The organism is Variovorax sp. GW821-FHT09B01 (assembly GCF_059418345.1).
This window is the reverse complement of record NZ_JBWKPQ010000012.1, coordinates 101,429-117,314: the sequence shown is the minus strand read 5'-3', so window position 1 is coordinate 117,314 and position 15,886 is coordinate 101,429. Positions and strand designations below refer to the sequence as shown.

Genomic DNA, 15,886 nt, shown 5'->3' with positions numbered 1-15,886 from the left:
AGACCCATGACATCCAGCCATCGCGACATCGTCCTGGCCGTCGCCGCCTGCATCGCCGTCAGCGCCACGCTCGTGGGCTGCGGCGGCGGCGGTGGCGGCAACGGCTTCCTGCTGCCCATCTCGGGCAACCCGCCGCCCGCGCCGCCACCCCCACCGCCCCCACCCCCCGCTCCGCCGCCATCGAGCACCGCGCTGAGCTGCGAGCAGCTGCCGGGCTTGAGCGTGCCGGCCGCGGCCATCGGCCTGCCGACCTCGGGCGCCACCGTCACGGCCACCAAGACCGTGCCGGCCGCCGGCACCGGCGTGGCCGCGCTGCCCGAGTACTGCGAGGTCTCGGGCAAGATCTCGCCGGTCGACGCCAGCGCGCCCGACATCCGCTTCACCGTGGCCCTGCCCACGAGCTGGAACCGCAAGGTCGTGATGTTCGGCGGCGGCGGCTTCAACGGCAGCATTCCCAGCGTCAAGGGCAACGTGCCCAACGGCCCGGTCGACCAGCCCGTGCCGCTGGCCCGCGGCTATGCCACCTTCGCGAGCGACTCGGGCCACCAGGCCAATGCGCTCGGCTCGCAGGACGGCCGCTTCGGCCTCAGCGACGAGGCCGTGCGCAACTTCGGTGGCGATGCGCTCAAGAAGACGCACGACGCGGCGCTCGCGATCGTCCAGGCACGCTACGCGGCCGGCCCCTCGAAGTCGTACTTCGCGGGTGGCTCCACCGGCGGGCGCGAGGCCGTCACCGCCATCCAGCGCTGGCCCGCCGACTGGGACGGCGCGATCGCCTGGTACCCGGCCTGGAATGACGCCGCCGCGCTGCTCGGCGGCCACCGCATGAGCCGCGCGCTGGCGCAGCCCGGTGCCTATCCCAATGCCGCCAAGCGCGAGCTGCTCTACAACGCCGCCATGGAGACCTGCGACGCGCTCGACGGCGTGGCCGACCGCCTGATCAGCAATCAGACCCTGTGCAACGCGCGCTTCGATCCAACGACTGCCATGCTCAAGGGCGCGCCCGTGCGCTGCGCGGGCGGCGCCGACACCGGCAACAGCTGCCTGTCGGATGCGCAGATCGCGGCCATGAAGAGCATCAACACCGCGACCAACTTCCGCTTCGCGCTGGCCAGCGGCGAGACCCAGTACCCGGGCTACAACATCTGGGGCGCCGATCCCGGCATCAGCACCTGGACCTCGCCGCTCGAGCCCACCGTGACTTTCCTGGCCTTCGGCAGCGCGCAGCCCACGCGGCCGATGCCGGCCAACGCGCCCTACATCAGCGTGCTGACCGACCAGTGGATCAAGTACTCGGTGACGCGGGACGCGAGTTTCGATTCGCTCTCGCTCGACCCCGAGGACCCGGGCCCGTGGGCCAGCCGCATCAGCGCGCTGAGCACCCAGCTCGACGCCAGCACCGACATCTCGGCCTTCAAGGCGCGCGGCGGCAAGCTGCTGCTCGCGCACGGCCTCGCCGACGTGCTGGTGAGCACGCGCGCCACCGAGCAGTACTACCAGCGCCTGCAGTCGCGCTGGGGCCCGTCGGAGGTCGACGGCTTCGTGCGCTACTACGAGGTCGCGGGCCTGGGCCATGCGGTCAGCAGCGTGTTCAATGCCACCTGGGACTCGCTGACGGCGCTCGAGGGCTGGGTCGAGAAGGGCACGGCGCCGAGCAACCAGGTCACGACCGACACCGCCGGCGTGCCGGGGCGCACGCGGCCGCTGTGCGATTACCCGAAGTGGCCGCAGTACAAGGGGTCGGGGGACGTCAATCTGGCGGGGTCGTTCCAGTGCGTGAACTGAGGCGCTGAGGCTCCCCAAAAGGAAATGGCCCGATGTCGGGCCATTTCTGCGTGGAAGCGGTGGTCGGCTTCAGTAGATGCTCATGATCGAGAACGCATACAGGTCGCCGCAAAGAACGCCCTGGCATTGCGCGGAAGCAGAGTAGATGACCTTCTGCACCGGCTCCGACGAACCCGGGCCCGTGACCCTGTCGGTCCCCGAGGCGTAGTTGTCGATGAAGAAAGCCCTGCCGCGGCTCGCGTTGTCCTTCAACTGGGCCAGGAATGCCGACGCATCGGCGGGGCGATCGACGATCCAGTAGGTGAATTTCGGCGTCTGCGCCTTGTCCTTCACGTAGAAGGCCTTCGCCTCGCCGCTCTTCAGGAAGGCGATGAAGTTGAACCTGTATCCCCTCGCGCCCTGCGCATTCAACTGCGCGATGAAGTCGGCGTCCTTTCCAGCCCTCGGCAGCATCTCGTACTGGAAGGCACCGTTGCCGGCATTCTCATACACGCTCTGGATGTTGAAGCGGCCGTCCGGCAGCGGTGCGAAATGCACTTGCCCGACGTATCGATTGCCCTGCGCGCCCTTCGCGTTGAGCTGCGCCAGGAAGCCATCCAGGCTCACCGGATCGTTGTTGGGATCGGTATTGGAATTGTTCCTTCGCAAGCTCGTTTCCAGCGTGTAGCTGTACCAGGCGCTCACCGCGCTGTTGCGCACCACCGCCCCGTCGTTGAGCAGCTTGAAGCCATGGGCGCCCCTGGCATTGATCTGCGTGAGGTAGTCGTCCTGCGACAGCCCCACATCCAGGAATTCGTAGATGTATTTGTCCGTCGCCTTGGTGTCCTTCGACAGCACATGCCTCGGGTCGTTCTTGAAGTTGGGCGAGGTGACCCAGCGGAATCCCTTGCTTCCTTCCGCATTCAGCGCGGCGAGCAGCTTCACCGGATCGAATTCGTTGGTCAGCAGCTCGAAGTCCAGCGACAGGGCCGGCAGAACGGGATCCTGGGGCACCGGGTCGGGATTGGCTGCCGGTGGCGGCGTGACCGCGATCGGCGCGATCGGGAAACCGCCGCCTCCTCCACCACCGCCGCCGCCTCCACATGCGGTCAACGTGGCAAGCAGCGCGATGCCTAGCGCGCGGTACGTGTTGTTCCTCATCCTCTTCTCCTCTTGGTTGTTTTGCAAAGTGCTTTGGGGGGCATCCCCGGGGTCGCATCAACCCCGAGGGACGCACTGCGCGTCAGACAGACAGCTCCGCGAACGCGCTTCGGGAAGCGTCAGGACGGGCGCTTGTTACTTGAACCGAGCCGCAAATATCGGCCCGTTGCCACGGTTTTCCACAGGCTCCATCCAGGTCGCTGCAATGGAGCCATCCGCTTGCACATCCAGCGAGGTGGTTGCCGCTGCTGCGGCTCCCGTGGCGCCTACGCGAACGGTGGCGCGCCATCCTTCACCGGCCACGTAGCGCCTGGCGAACGTGCCCTCCTCTGCTCCGCCGCTACCCGATTTGTAAACGCCCCACAGCGCCATCAAGTTGCCATTGCGGTCTGCCACCAGGCTGGGGAAGCGATTCTGAAAATAGGTGCCATTCGCCGTACTGACGGTCGTGGTCGCCTCCCAACCCACGCCGGGCGTATACCGGCGATGAACGAGATCGCTGCGGTAGTTGGAAACGTCTTGCTGCTGCCAGATTGCATGGAAGTTGCCCGCACCGTCGACTGTCAGCACCTGATTCATGGCATCGCCCACATCGTCGTTCTCCAGCAGGGCCGGCGAAGTCCAACTGCCGCCCGGTGTTGCGAGAGCGCTCCACCACAGGTCGAAGCGATACCACGTGCCCGAGGGAACAAAAGCGTTCCACAGCGCCATCACCTGACCCGAGCCGGAAACGGCGAGCCTCGGAGCGTAGGGATCGCCCCGTCGAGCAGCACCCAGCGAAACCGCAGGCTGCCAGCCGCTGCCGACTTGATAGCGCGCGACCCAGACCGGCGATTCGCTGGCCCTTTGAACCCACAGCACATAGGCATTGCCTGCGGCATCCACGGCCACCTGCGGCTGCTCGGCCTGATCGTAGATGCCGATGTTGGCCGAACTGCCCACTCTGACCGGTGCCTGCCAACCGCCGGCCGGCGTGAAGCGGGAGGCCCAGATATCCGAATTGCCGTATTCCGTTTCCCCCTTGCCCCAGACAGCAAAGGCATTTCCTTCGGTGTCGATCGCGAGCGACGCGCCAAAGCCTGTGTTGCGAGTGCGGTCCAGTCGTATCGGCGCTTGCCATCCGGTTCCTTTCACGAAGCGTGATGACCACACCTCAGCGCCTGTTTGATCCAATTGCATCCAGATGGCCAAGCCATTGCCTTGGCTGTCGAAGCGGATCTGCGGAACCAGGGCCTGGTAATTTCCGGGCGTGCTCAATCTGCTGGAATCACCCCAATCACCACTCGCGTTCTGCACCGCAGTGCGGATCTGGAAAGCACCTGCGACCTGGCTAGCCCAGATCGCCACCGTATTTCCTTGACCATCCTGGACCGCAACGAGATTGCCAGGGTTGGTCGTCGCCGCTTCAAGCTCATGCGGGGCGTCCCAACTCCCATCGGCCGTCCGAAACGACCAGGACTTCTCCGCGGCCAGGCTGTTGCCCGCCAGGTCCTTCAGGCCCGTCCCCGCCGTCACCGTGTAATTGGCCAGCAGATCCAGCGCCTTCGTCGGAGCGAAGGAAATCTTGTTTTTCGTGGCGTCGTAATTCAACGAGCCCGGAACTGCAACCCCCAAACGGGTAATGCGCAGATTGCTGTCGGTCACCGTCGTTGCCAGCAGAGCTTCGCTCAAGGTGGCCGAAATCTCGGTATTGCGGGGAACGTCGGTGCTGGCCGTGGGATTGAAGGCCACGACGCTTGGCGGTGTCGTGTCGGCCGCAGGCGCCGGTGCGGGCGCGGGTGCCGGGGAAGGTGCCGGTGCAGGTGCCGGGAATGGCGGGAAAGCCCCGCCGCCTCCGCCACCACCACCGCCGCAGGCAGAAAGCAACGTCGCCACGCAGGCGATCGCCAATGACTTCTTCAACATGAAGGCTCCTCTTTTTAATTCGAAAACCGCGCCTCCCTCTCCGGAGCGCGTCGCGAATGGTAATCGCGTAAGTCCATGTCACTAATCCGATGTGTGCAGATCAGCGGATTTTTCTTATCTATTGCAAGCCGCATGTTTGCAATAAACAACCAAATGGCGGCCAAGCGGCAAACCCGGATTGACGTCGCTCGGGCGGCGAGGTCCGGGTCGACGCGCGATTCAGCCCGGCGGCTTGAAGCGCTCGCGTGCCGCCTCCACCGCCGCGCGGCAAGCGCAACCCTCGATGTGGTCGTTGACCAGCCCCATCGCCTGCATGAGCGCATAGAGCGTGGTCGGGCCGACATAGGTCCAGCCGCGCTGCTTCAATTCCTTTGACATGCGCTGCGACGCCGGCGTGGTCGGGTTGGCGCGGTAGTAGGCGATGTCGACCACGGCCGGCCGATCCTTCGGCGCGGGCTCGAAGCGCCAGAACCATGCCCCCAGCGAGCCGGCCTCGGCGATCAGTTCCTGCGCGCGCTTCGCGTTGTTGATCGCCGAGACGATCTTCGCGCGGTTGCGCACGATGCCGGCATCGGCCATCAAGCGCTCGATGTCCTTCTCGCCGAAGGCCGCCACCTCGTCGATCTCGAAGTTGGCGAAGGCCGCGCGGAAGGCCTCGCGCTTGCGCAGGATGGTGATCCAGGCCATGCCCGACTGGAAGCCCTCGAGGCAGATCTTCTCGAACAGCGCGCGGTCGTCGCCGACCGGGCGGCCCCATTCGTGGGCGTGGTAGTCGGGCATCTGCGGGTGCCAGGCGCAATGGCGCTGGCCGTCGGCGGACTGGATCAGGCCGTCGTCGGCGGCGGGAGAGGCATCGGGTGCGAGGTCCATGGGGGTGGCATTCTCGCGAAGTGCGCTCGCGCGTGCCTCGCCGGTTCCGGTCTTTCTATTCACGCCGGCTCGCGTGCAACCGCCCGGCCACGTCGCGCATCGCCCACGCCCCCACCGAGGCCATGAAGCCATCGGCCGCGCGCAACTGGTCCGCCGCGATCCATTCGTCGGGCTGATGCGCCTGCGCGATGAAGCCCGGCCCGCACACCACCGTCGGAATGCCGGCCTGCTGGAAGAAGCCCGCCTCGGTGCCGAAGGGCAATTCGGCTTCGGGCCACAGCGCGCCGAGCGTGCGCGCGATCGAGACCGCTGGCTCGTTGCCCCGCGCCGACAACGCGGGCACGCCCGCGACCTGCTCGGCCTCGACCTTCACGCCCGCGGGCAGGGCCGCGAGGATGCGGTGCACCGCAGTGCGCACGCGCTCGGCCGCGGCTTCGTCCTCGGGGCGGAATTCCCACAGCACCTCGCAGCAACCGGGCACGATGTTGATCGCGCTGCCGCCATCGATGCGCCCGACATTGAGCGTGGCCCGCTGCCCTTGCCGATCGAGGCTGCGGCGCAGCCGCGCCAGACGCGTGACCAGATGCGCCGCGGGTTCGATCGCGCTGGCGCCGAGCGAGGGATCGCTCGAATGCGCGGCCAGCCCGCTGAACAGCGCGCGATGGCCGAAGAAGCCGCGGTGCCGCACGCCGATGCGCATGCCGGTGGGCTCGCCGACGATCGCGAGCGCGGGCGCCTGCACGCGCGCCTTGAGGCTGTCGACGAGGCGCGGCACGCCGAGGCAGCCGATCTCCTCGTCGTACGAGAACGCGAGATGGATCGGGCGCTTCAACCTGTCGCGCTGCCATGCGGGCACGGCCGACAGGCAGGCCGCGATGAAGCCCTTCATGTCCGCCGCACCACGGCCATGGAAGCGGCCCTCGCGCTCGACCAGCGCGAAGGGCTCGGAGCGCCACGACTGTCCCGCCACCGGCACCACGTCGCTGTGCCCCGACAACACCATGCCGCCCTCCGCATCGGGACCGATGCGCGCGAGCAGGTTGGCCTTGCGGCCTTCGTCGCTGCGCACGAGGTGCACATCCGCGCCGTGGGCCGCGAGGTAATCGGCCACCCAGTCGATCAGGTCGAGGTTGGAGCGCTGCGAGGTGGTGTCGAAGGCGACCAGCGCGCGCAGGATCTCGACCGTCGTCATGCCGGCCCTAGGCGGCCAGGCCGATGCGGATGCGCCGGTTGTGCTGCCCCTTGTTCTCGATCTTGAGGATGCGCATCGGCGCCGACTGCGAGGTCTTCGTCAGGTGGGTACCGCCGCAGGCCTGCCGGTCGAGGCCCGCGATCTCGATGATGCGCGTCATGCCGTCGTCCTGGCGCGGCGGCGCGACCGAGCGGCTGCGCAGCAGGCCGGGCTCGCGTGCGAGTGCGGCCGCGTCGAGGTACAGCACGTTGACCTGCAGGCCGTCGCCGATCAGCGCGTTGAGTTCGGGTTCGAGCGCGCGCAACGCGTTGTTGTCGGCCGCGGGCAGGTCGAAGTCGATGCGGGCCGTGCCGTCGGCTGCCATCTGCACGCCGGTCACCAGCGAACCCTCGAAGCGCTGGTAGACCAGCGCATTGAGGATGTGCAGGCCCGTGTGCAGCTGGCTCATCAGGAAGCGGAACGCGGAGTCGACGTTCGCAACGACACGCTCGCCGGACTCGGGCGCGGTCTCGCCCTCGGCGAGGCAGTGCCAGGCGTTGGCGCCTTCGGTCTCGATGCGCTCCACGCGCAATTCGCCGCCCTTCCATTGCAACGTGCCGCGATCGCTCAGCTGCCCGCCACCGCCCGGATAGAAATACGAGCGGTCGAGCAGCACGGCGTTGGGGCGGCGCGCGATCACGCCGGCTTCGAAGCGCAGGCAATCGGGGGCTAGATGGCAAAGATAGGGTGACATCGGATCTTCGGTCTGACAGAGGGACTAGGAAAATCGCCGCGCGGTCACGATGCCGATCAGGATGATCGCGCCGCCGGCGAACTCGGTGAGGCTCAGGTACTCGTGGAACAGCCAGCCACCGAGCACCGTCGCGATCACGGGCTGCACCAGCAGCGTGATCGAGGACAGCGCCGCGGGCAGCTTGGCCAGCGCATAGGCGATCAGGCCCTGCCCGCCCACGTGCGACACCAGCGCCAGTGCGAGCAGCATCAGCACGCCATGCAGCGTGTGCGGCAGCAGCGATTCGCCGCGCAGCAACGCGACCGGCAACAGCACGACCAGCGTGCCGAGGCTGCTCCAGGCCATCACGCTCATGGTGCGGTGGTTGGAGCGCACGAGGCTGACCGCGAGCAGGTAGCTGCCATAGAACACCGCCGACAACAGGCCCAGCAGGTTGCCGGCCATGCGGCCCGAGCCGAAGTCGAGCCGGTGGCCGATCAGGAGGAAGGCGCCGGCCAGCGCGCACAGCATGCCGGCGAGAAAGCCGCGCCTGAATTTCTTGCCGAGGAAGAGCCGCGCCCCGAGCACCACGAAGATCGGCGCAAGGTTCGCGAGCAGGTTCGCATTGGCCAGCGTGGTCAGGGTCATCGACCAGTGGTAGAGCGCGAGGTTGCCCGAGAAGATGAAGCCGACGAGCACCAGCTTGACCGGAAACGCCGCCACGGCCCGGGGCGCCGGTTCGGCGCGCGCCGCCAGTGCATCGAGCAGGAAGAAGACCGGGATCGCGAGCGCCACGCGGTAGACCGCGCTGGCCGTGGGCTGCAGCTCGCTGTGGCGTAGGAACACGCCGCCCAGCGCCAGCGCGGCCGCGCCGAACAGCAGCGCGGCAAAGGAGAGGAACTGGCCGCGCGTGGCGGCGGGAAGCGCGAGGGTCGTGGTCATGGAGCGTGCCGTGGCGTAAAGGCCGAAGCCGTGGCACGCATCCTGGCCGGCGTTCGCGCCGGCGTATTGGCGAAAATTGCGGGAAGCGCTCAGCCCTTGCGGGCGCGCACGTACTGCAACGGCGTCATACCGAAAGTGCGCTTGAAGTGCCGCGTGAGCGCGCTCTGGTCATAGAAGCCGCTCGCGATCGCCGCGTCGGTCAGCGGCCGGCCCGCCGCGAGATGGCCGATGGCGGCCCGGATCCGCAACTGCGTGAGGTACGCATGGGGCGTGAGGCCGATCGTGCGGTTGAAGGCGCCGATCAGCTGGAACGGCGTGAGGTCGACGACGGCCGCCATCTGCTCGAGGTTCAGGTTCTCGGCATAGGCGTCGTGGAGCAGTTCGAGCACCGGCGCGAGCACGCCTGCACCTCCGGGCATCGGCAGCGCGCGCTGCCCGGCAAGGGCATGGCGCTCGAACAGGGTGCCGAAGCCCTGCACGAACAACTCCTGCCGGCGCAGCGAATCACCGGGCAGGCCGTCGCCGTCGAAGGCCCGGTGCAGCGCGAGGAAGCTGTCGACGAGTTGCGGATCATCGAGCGTGTTCGATGCGAAGTAGCGAGTCTGGTCCAGACCCAGCGAGTTCATCAGGTGCCTGATGCCCGCATCGGCCAGATAGAAGGAGCGATAGCGCCAGCGCTCGCTGCCCGCCATGCGCCCCGAATGCGGCTCGGCCGGATTGAAGACCAGCAGCGAGCGCGGCTGCGCGATGCCGGTGCGGCCCCGGCTCGTGAACTCCGAACCGCCGGCCTCGGTGACCGCGATCACGAAGGAGTAGTGCACATGTGGCGCGTACTCGTGAGTCCTGAAGTCCGCGTGCAGCAGGTCCATGCCCGGCAGGTCGGGAGCATGCCAGTAGCGCGAGGTGTTCAGCGGATCGAGCTTGGCCATCGGGATGGCATTCGATCATCTCCGGCGGCGAAAGTCGATACGCCACCGGGTCGCCGGCTCAATCGTTCCCGAACACCGGCTTGCGCTTCTCGATGAACGCCCGCACCGCCTCCCGGTGATCGCTCGTCATGTGCGCAATGGCCTGGTAGCCCGCCGACAGCTCCAGCAGCGATTCGAGCGTGCTGCGCTCGCCCTCCCGCAGCAGCCGCTTGGTCATGCGCAGCACGCCGCCGGGGTTGGCGGCCACGCGCGCGGCGAGCTTGAGGCTCTCTTCCATCAATCGCTCGTGCGGCACCACGCGCGAGACGAGGCCGCAGGCCAGCGCTTCCTGCGCGTCGAGGGCATCGCCGGTGAAGGCCATTTCCGAGGCCTTCGACATGCCGACCACGCGCGGCAGCAGCCAGGCGCCGCCGTCGCCCGGCACGATGCCGACCTTGACGAAGCTCTCGGCGAAGGTGGCCTTCTCGGAGGCGACGCGCATGTCGCACATGCACGCGAGGTCGAGGCCGGCACCGACCGCGGGGCCGTTGACGGCGGCGATCACGGGCACGTCGAGGTTGTAGAGCGCCTTGGGCAGGCGCTGGATGCCGTTGCGGTACTCCTCGCGGATGACCTCGGGCGAGAGGCCCTCCTTCTCGTAGCGCTGCATGTCCTTGACATTGCCGCCCGAGCTGAAGACGGGGTCGGCGCCGGTCAGCACGACGACGCGGATGCCGCGGTCGCGCGTGACCTGCGCGCAGGCCTGCACGATCTCCTCGACCGCGCTGTTGCCGGTGAGCGCATTGCGCGTCTGCGGCTGGCTCATGGTGAGCACGAGGATGGCGCCATCGCGCCGGGATTGGAGGAAGCTGTCCATGGGGTGATGTCTCCAGATAAGGGCGGTCAGGCCGCGACGGGATCGGTGGCGGCGCGCAGCAGGTCGAGCGAGCGCTCGAAGCGGCCGTCGACGAGCAAGGTGCCGATGAGGTCGTGCCAGTGCGATTCGGCACCGGCCGCCTGGCGCCAGGCATGCAGGCGGCGCGTGTAGACCTGCAGGTCGAACTCGGCCGTGAAGCCGATGGCGCCGTGGATGGAATGGCTCAGGGCCGCGACCTCGAGCGCGGCCTCGCTGGTGCGTGCCTTGGCGACGGCCACGCGCAGCGCGTCGGGTGCGAGCGTTGGCGCATCGCCCGCGGTGCAGCCCATCTGCGCGGCCATGCGCGCGGCGAACACATGCTCGGCCATCACGCTGAGCTGGTGCTGGATGGCCTGGAACTTGCCGATGGCGCGGCCGAACTGCTGGCGCTCGTTGGCGTACTGCAGCGTGCGTTCGAACACGGCCGACAGCGCGCCCGCGAGCTGGGCCGCGAGCAGCCGTGCCTGATGCAGGCGCAGGGCCTCGCCGCCCTCGAAGGAAGGCGCGGCGGCGAGCGCATCGGCCGGCCAGCGCAGGCCGGCATCGAGCGGCGCGACGGCCGGCGTGGCCTCGGCCGCATCGACGGGCAGCAGCAGACAGCGCGACGGCGCGCCTTCGACCTGCGCCAGCACCCAGTCGGCAACGCGGCCGAAGACCACGCGCTCGCAACTCAGCGCGCCATCGGCGTCGAGACGGCCCGCGGCCAGCGCGATGCTGCCGCCGGGGCGCCGCACGCCGGCCTGCGCGAGCAGGGCGCGCGCGGTCATGGTCTCGGCCAGCGGCACGGGCACGGCGAAGCGGCCGCAGAGTTCGAGCAGCGCGAAGGCGTCGGCCAGCGTGAGGCCCGCGCCGTCGTCCACCGATTCGGGCAGCAGCGCATTGGCGAAGCCCGAGCCTTCGATCGCTTCCCACAACGCGCCCGCCGGGCCGCCGGCCTCGATCTCGCGCACATGGCGCAGGGTGCAGCAGTCCTCGAGCAGCCCGCGCAGGGCGTCGGCGTAGATGTCTTCCATGTTTTGCTTCCTTGTGGGCGCCGCGGGCTCAGCGCAGGCCGAGGCCGCGCGCGATCATTCCGCGCAGGATGTCGCGCGTGCCGCCACGCAGCGAGAACGAGGGCGCGACCTGGGTCACGTATTCGAGGGTGAGCAGCAGCTCGAGCGGCACGGGCGTGCCCTCGGCGCGGCCGTGGAGGTCGTCGGCGATGGCGGCCGGTATCAGCTGCTCGACGCCGGTGCCCAGGTCCTTGACCAGCGCGGCCTCGACCACCGGGCTGCCGCCCTCGGCCACCTTCCGGGTGACGGCGAGCGACATGGCGCGCAGCGGCGCGAGCTGGCCCATGATGCGGCCCGCGAGCCGCACGGCCGATGGCGTGCGGCCGGCCTCGGTGCGCACGAAGGCCAGCCACTCGTCGAACAGCACGATGCTCGAGAACAGGCGCTCGGGGCCGCTGCGCTCGAAGGCCAGCTCGGCCGTGACCTGCTCCCAACCGTGGCCCTCCGCGCCGATGAGCGCATCGGCGGGCAGCCGCACGTTGTCGAAGAAGACCTCGCAGAAATGCGAGTCGCCCGAGAGGTCCTCGATCGGCCGCACGGTGACGCCGGGCAGCGAGAGGTCGACGATGAGCTGCGACAGCCCCTTGTGCCGGTCCTCGGGCTCGCCCGAGGTGCGCACCAGCGCGATCATGTACTGGCAGTGATGCGCATTGGTGGTCCAGATCTTCTGGCCGTTGAGCGTCCAGCCGTCGGCGCCCTTCACGGCGCGCGTGCGCACGCTCGCGAGGTCGGAGCCGGCGTTGGGCTCGCTCATGCCGATGCAGAAGAAGGATTCGCCGCGGCAGATGCGCGGCAGGTGGAAGCGCTTCTGCGCCTCGGTGCCGTACTTGAGGATCAGCGGGCCGCTCTGGCGGTCGGCGATCCAGTGCGAACCGACGGGCGCGCCAGAGTTGAGGAACTCCTCCACCAGCACGTAGCGCGCGAAGGCGCTGCGGCCACCGCCGCCGTATTCGGTCGGCAAGGTGATGCCGAGCCAGCCCCTGGCGCCGAGCGCGCGGCTGAAGGCGCCGTCGTAGCCCGACCAGGAGCGCGCGCGCACTGGCGCCGGCACGTCCTTCAACGCCTCGGCCAGGAAGGCCCGCACGGGCGCGCGCAGCGCCTCGTCCTCGGGCGGGATCGCCGTCATCGACAGCGAGCTCAGGGCTCCACTCATGCAATCACTCCTTGGTTCGTCAGGTCGCCGATCTGCTGCGCCGACAGGCCCATCAGATCGCCCAGCACTTCGCGCGTGTCCTGCCCGAGCGTGGGCGGCGCGCGCCGGTACTGCACGGGGGTCTGCGACAGCCGCAGCGGACTGGCCACCAGCGGGATCTCGCCCGCCACCGGATGCGCCATGCGGATCTGCGTGCCGCGCGCCTTCACCTGCGGGTCCTCGAACACGTCGGCGATGGTGTTGATGGGGCCGCAGGGCACGCCCACGCGCTCGAACAGCGCGATCCATTCGGCGGTGCCGCGCGTGGCCGTGATCTCGCGCATCAGCGCGATCAGCGCGATGCGGTTCGCGATGCGGTCGGCATTGGTGGCGAAGCGCGCATCGCTCGCCCACCCGGCCTGGCCGACGGCGCGGCAGAAGCTCGCGAACTGGCCGTCGTTGCCGATGGCCAGGATCATGTGGCCGTCGGCCGTGGGAAAGTCCTGGTACGGCACGGTGTTGGGATGCGCGTTGCCCATGCGCTTCGGCTGTCCGCCGTACAGGTGGTTCATGCCCTGGTTGGCGAGGCAGGCCACCTGCACGTCGAGCAGCGCGAGGTCGATGTGCTGGCCCACGCCGCTGAGGTCGCGCGACTGCAGCGCGGCCAGGATGGCGGTGCTCGCATACAGGCCGGTGAGGATGTCGGTCAGCGCCACGCCCACCTTGACCGGGCCGGCGCCCTCCTCGCCGTCGGCGCGGCCGGTGATGCTCATGAGGCCGCCCATGCCCTGCATCAGGAAGTCGTAGCCGGCGCGCTCGGCATAGGGGCCGGTCTGGCCGAAGCCGGTGATCGAGCAATACACCAGCCGCGGATTGAGCGCGAGCAGCGAGGCATGGTCGAGGCCGTACTGCGCGAGACTGCCGACCTTGAAGTTCTCGATCAGCACGTCGCAGCGCTTGGCGAGATCGCGCACCAACGCCTGGCCGGCAGCGGCGGTGAAGTCGATGGCCACCGACTTCTTGTTGCGGTTGGCGCACAGGTAGTAGGCCGAGTCGCGCGTGTCGGCGCCCTCGCGGTCCTTGAGGAAGGGCGGGCCCCACAGGCGGGTGTCGTCGCCGCGGCCGGGACGCTCGACCTTGATGACTTCCGCGCCCAGGTCGCCCAGCGTCTGGCTGGCCCAGGGACCGGCCAACACGCGCGAGAGATCGAGCACGCGGATGTGCGAGAGCGCGCCGGGCACGGGCGCATCGGCAGCGGGCTTCTTCATCTCACTGCTGCTCGACACGGGCCGTCACCGCGATGCGCTTCCAGAGCTGGATCTCGGCGTTCTGGAAATTGCGCATCTCCTCGGGGCCGCCCTGCATCACCTCGGCGCCGATGCGCTCGTAGAACTCGCGCGTCTCGGGCATCTTCTCGATCTTCGTGAGCAGCGCGGCGAGCTTCTCGGTCTCGGCCCTGGGTGTCTTGGCCGACACCATGCCGGCCACCCAGGTGTAGGCCGTGAAGCCCGGCAGGCCGGCCTCGGCCGCCGTGGGCACCTCGGGCAGCGCGGGCACGCGCCGGTCGGAGGCCACGGCCAGCGCATGCACCTTGCCCGAGCGCGCGAGCTCCTGCACGCTGGTGATCTCGGCGAAGGCGAAGTTCACCGTGCCCGAGACCACCGCGATCACGGCCTCCGCCGCGCCCTTGAAGGGCACGTGCGCGGTCTGCACCCTGGCGGCGTCGTTGAACAGTTCCGACATCAGCTGGTAGCCGGCCGAGCCCGCGCCGTAGTTGAGCACGCCGGGCCTGGCCTTGGCGCCCGCGATCAGCGCCGGCAGTGTCTTGTATTCGGAGTTGCCGGGCACCACGACCAGCGCGGGCGAACGCATCATCATCGTGAGCGGTGCGAGGTCGGCCACGGGGTCGTACGGCAGTTGCTTGAACAGCGCGACGTTGACCGCGAGCGTGGAGTTGCTGCCCACGAACACGGTGTAGCCGTCGGCCGGCGCCGCGAGCACGGCCTTCACGGCGATGAAGCCGTTGGCGCCGGGCTTGTTCTCGACCACCACGGGCTGGCCCGTGAGTTCGTTGAGCTTGCGCGCGAAGTAGCGCGCCGAGGTGTCGGTGCCGCTGCCCGGCGGGAAGGGCACGACGAACTTGATCGGCTTCGACGGGAAGTCCTGCGCGGCGGCCGGGGCGGCGCTGCCCAGCAGGCCCCATCCGAGCAGCAGCGCGGGCGCGATGCCAAAGGCGCGGCGGCGCGTGCCGCGGGTCTTGCGTGGTGTGGTGGTCATGGGGCGTCTCCGGTCAATCGAGCGTCACGCCCGTGGCCTTGACCACGCCGGCCCAGCGCGCGAGTTCCTTGCGCACGTAGGCGCCGTACTCGGCGGGGGTCGAGCCCAGCGGCTCGGCGCCCTGCAGCGCGAGCCGTTCGCGCACGTCGCTCGCCTTCAGCGCCTTGACGATCTCGGCATTGAGCCGCTCGACCACCGGCGCGGGCGTGCCGGCGGGCACCATCACGCCCTGCCAGGCGCCGACCTCGAAGCCCGGCATGCCCGACTCGGCCAGCGTGGGCACATCGGGGAACAGCGACATGCGCCTGGCCGTGGTCACGGCGAGCATCTTCATGCGCTTGTCGCGCACGAAGGCCATCACCGAGTTGACGGTGTCGGTCATGAACTGGATCTGGCCGCCGACCAGGTCGACGTCGGCCGGCGCGCTGCCCTTGTAGGGCACGTGCGCGGCATCGATGCCGTTGGCCTGCACGAACTGGAAGGCGCCCAGGTGCGTGACGTTGCCGTTGCCCGCCGAGCCGTACGAGAGCTTGCCCGGATGGGCCTTGGCATAGGCCACGAACTCCTTGACGTTGCTGGCCGGCACCGAGGGATGGGTGACCAGCGCGAGCGGCACCACGGCCACCAGCGCGACCGGTGCGAAGTCCTTCTGCACGTCGTACGACACGCTCTTGTAGAGCGCCGGGCTCAGCGCGATCGAGGAGGTGTTGTAGAGCAGCGTGTAGCCGTCGGCCGGTGCCTTCGCCACCAGCTGTGCGCCGATGTTGCCGTTGGCGCCGCCGCGGTTGTCGACCAGCACGTTCTGGCCCAGTTGCTCGGAAAGCTTCTGCGCCAGCACGCGCGCCACCAGGTCGGTGGGGCCGCCCGGCGGAAAGGGCACGACCATGGTGATCGGCTTGCTCGGGTAGCTGCCGCCCTGCGCGAAGGCGGGAGCCGCCGACGCGGCGAGGATGGCGGCCGCGGTGGCGAGCAGCAGCGATCGCCGCTGGGGCGGGCGCGCGGCGCCAGGGGTTCTGGAATGCATGGGCTTGTCTCCGATTTGTCGTTGGAACTGG

Annotated in this window: 14 protein-coding genes; 1 reads left to right on the top strand and 13 read right to left on the bottom strand. The window is 68.9% G+C overall.

All coding sequences use genetic code 11. The features are described 5' to 3' along the window. The first annotated feature begins 6 nt into the window (after nt 1–6). Nucleotides 7–1,785 carry a tannase/feruloyl esterase family alpha/beta hydrolase gene (locus AC07RV_RS28120; RefSeq protein WP_296776097.1) on the top strand — a complete coding sequence of 593 codons (1,779 nt, stop codon included), beginning with the start codon at nt 7–9 and terminating at the stop codon, nt 1,783–1,785. A gap of 69 nt (nt 1,786–1,854) precedes the next feature. Here AC07RV_RS28120 and AC07RV_RS28115 read toward each other — a convergent pair whose 3' ends face one another. The 13 genes from AC07RV_RS28115 to AC07RV_RS28055 all read right to left on the bottom strand — a co-directional run bounded on the left by AC07RV_RS28115 (nt 1,855) and on the right by AC07RV_RS28055 (nt 15,855). After that, entirely contained in the window at nt 1,855–2,952 is a 1,098-nt protein-coding gene (locus AC07RV_RS28115) for a hypothetical protein (protein ID WP_444813771.1), read from the bottom strand. Nucleotides 2,953–3,060: 108 nt separating this feature from the next. Beyond that, nucleotides 3,061–4,830, bottom strand: coding sequence for an Ig-like domain-containing domain (locus AC07RV_RS28110; RefSeq protein WP_296776103.1), 1,770 nt, complete (start codon nt 4,828–4,830; stop codon nt 3,061–3,063). A gap of 219 nt (nt 4,831–5,049) precedes the next feature. Continuing rightward, nucleotides 5,050–5,700, bottom strand: a complete 651-nt coding sequence (locus tag AC07RV_RS28105; protein WP_296776107.1) for a DNA-3-methyladenine glycosylase I — start codon at nt 5,698–5,700, stop codon at nt 5,050–5,052. 55 nt (nt 5,701–5,755) lie between these two features. Next, the gene (gene argE / locus AC07RV_RS28100) at nt 5,756–6,892 is read right to left on the bottom strand and encodes an acetylornithine deacetylase (RefSeq protein ID WP_296776110.1); all 1,137 of its coding nucleotides are present in this window, start codon (nt 6,890–6,892) and stop codon (nt 5,756–5,758) included. A gap of 7 nt (nt 6,893–6,899) precedes the next feature. Beyond that, nucleotides 6,900–7,625 carry an alanyl-tRNA editing protein gene (locus AC07RV_RS28095; protein WP_296776113.1) on the bottom strand — a complete coding sequence of 242 codons (726 nt, stop codon included), beginning with the start codon at nt 7,623–7,625 and terminating at the stop codon, nt 6,900–6,902. Between the two features lie 24 nt (nt 7,626–7,649). Continuing rightward, complete coding sequence (locus AC07RV_RS28090) at nt 7,650–8,546, bottom strand: DMT family transporter (protein WP_093339574.1); 897 nt, start codon at nt 8,544–8,546, stop codon at nt 7,650–7,652. A gap of 89 nt (nt 8,547–8,635) precedes the next feature. Then, a complete protein-coding gene (locus tag AC07RV_RS28085) occupies nt 8,636–9,475 on the bottom strand; it encodes an AraC family transcriptional regulator (RefSeq protein ID WP_296776119.1) in 840 nt (279 codons plus the stop codon). A 58-nt stretch (nt 9,476–9,533) separates the two neighbouring features. Next, nucleotides 9,534–10,331 carry a crotonase/enoyl-CoA hydratase family protein gene (locus tag AC07RV_RS28080; protein WP_296776122.1) on the bottom strand — a complete coding sequence of 266 codons (798 nt, stop codon included), beginning with the start codon at nt 10,329–10,331 and terminating at the stop codon, nt 9,534–9,536. 26 nt (nt 10,332–10,357) lie between these two features. Further along, complete coding sequence (locus tag AC07RV_RS28075) at nt 10,358–11,383, bottom strand: acyl-CoA dehydrogenase family protein (protein ID WP_296776127.1); 1,026 nt, start codon at nt 11,381–11,383, stop codon at nt 10,358–10,360. Between the two features lie 28 nt (nt 11,384–11,411). Further along, the gene (locus tag AC07RV_RS28070; protein ID WP_296776130.1) at nt 11,412–12,575 is read right to left on the bottom strand and encodes an acyl-CoA dehydrogenase family protein; all 1,164 of its coding nucleotides are present in this window, start codon (nt 12,573–12,575) and stop codon (nt 11,412–11,414) included. Beyond that, a complete protein-coding gene (locus tag AC07RV_RS28065) occupies nt 12,572–13,822 on the bottom strand; it encodes a CaiB/BaiF CoA transferase family protein (protein WP_296776133.1) in 1,251 nt (416 codons plus the stop codon). Before AC07RV_RS28065 ends, AC07RV_RS28070 begins: the two co-directional genes overlap by 4 nt. A 1-nt stretch (nt 13,823) precedes the next feature. Continuing rightward, on the bottom strand, nt 13,824–14,831 hold the full coding sequence (locus tag AC07RV_RS28060; protein ID WP_296776136.1) for a Bug family tripartite tricarboxylate transporter substrate binding protein: 1,008 nt from the start codon (nt 14,829–14,831) through the stop codon (nt 13,824–13,826). 13 nt (nt 14,832–14,844) lie between these two features. Next, nucleotides 14,845–15,855, bottom strand: coding sequence for a tripartite tricarboxylate transporter substrate binding protein (locus tag AC07RV_RS28055; protein ID WP_296776139.1), 1,011 nt, complete (start codon nt 15,853–15,855; stop codon nt 14,845–14,847). Between the last annotated feature and the right edge of the window lie 31 nt (nt 15,856–15,886).

Coding starts and splice junctions, on each gene's coding strand:
- AC07RV_RS28090 (WP_093339574.1), bottom strand. CDS start 8,546: ATGACCACGACCCTCGCGCTTCCCGCCGCCACGCGCGGCCAGTTCCTC.
- AC07RV_RS28065 (WP_296776133.1), bottom strand. CDS start 13,822: ATGAAGAAGCCCGCTGCCGATGCGCCCGTGCCCGGCGCGCTCTCGCAC.
- AC07RV_RS28060 (WP_296776136.1), bottom strand. CDS start 14,831: ATGACCACCACACCACGCAAGACCCGCGGCACGCGCCGCCGCGCCTTT.
- AC07RV_RS28075 (WP_296776127.1), bottom strand. CDS start 11,383: ATGGAAGACATCTACGCCGACGCCCTGCGCGGGCTGCTCGAGGACTGC.
- argE (WP_296776110.1), bottom strand. CDS start 6,892: ATGACGACGGTCGAGATCCTGCGCGCGCTGGTCGCCTTCGACACCACC.
- AC07RV_RS28095 (WP_296776113.1), bottom strand. CDS start 7,625: ATGTCACCCTATCTTTGCCATCTAGCCCCCGATTGCCTGCGCTTCGAA.
- AC07RV_RS28120 (WP_296776097.1), top strand. CDS start 7: ATGACATCCAGCCATCGCGACATCGTCCTGGCCGTCGCCGCCTGCATC.
- AC07RV_RS28105 (WP_296776107.1), bottom strand. CDS start 5,700: ATGGACCTCGCACCCGATGCCTCTCCCGCCGCCGACGACGGCCTGATC.
- AC07RV_RS28110 (WP_296776103.1), bottom strand. CDS start 4,830: ATGTTGAAGAAGTCATTGGCGATCGCCTGCGTGGCGACGTTGCTTTCT.
- AC07RV_RS28080 (WP_296776122.1), bottom strand. CDS start 10,331: ATGGACAGCTTCCTCCAATCCCGGCGCGATGGCGCCATCCTCGTGCTC.
- AC07RV_RS28055 (WP_296776139.1), bottom strand. CDS start 15,855: ATGCATTCCAGAACCCCTGGCGCCGCGCGCCCGCCCCAGCGGCGATCG.
- AC07RV_RS28070 (WP_296776130.1), bottom strand. CDS start 12,575: ATGAGTGGAGCCCTGAGCTCGCTGTCGATGACGGCGATCCCGCCCGAG.
- AC07RV_RS28085 (WP_296776119.1), bottom strand. CDS start 9,475: ATGGCCAAGCTCGATCCGCTGAACACCTCGCGCTACTGGCATGCTCCC.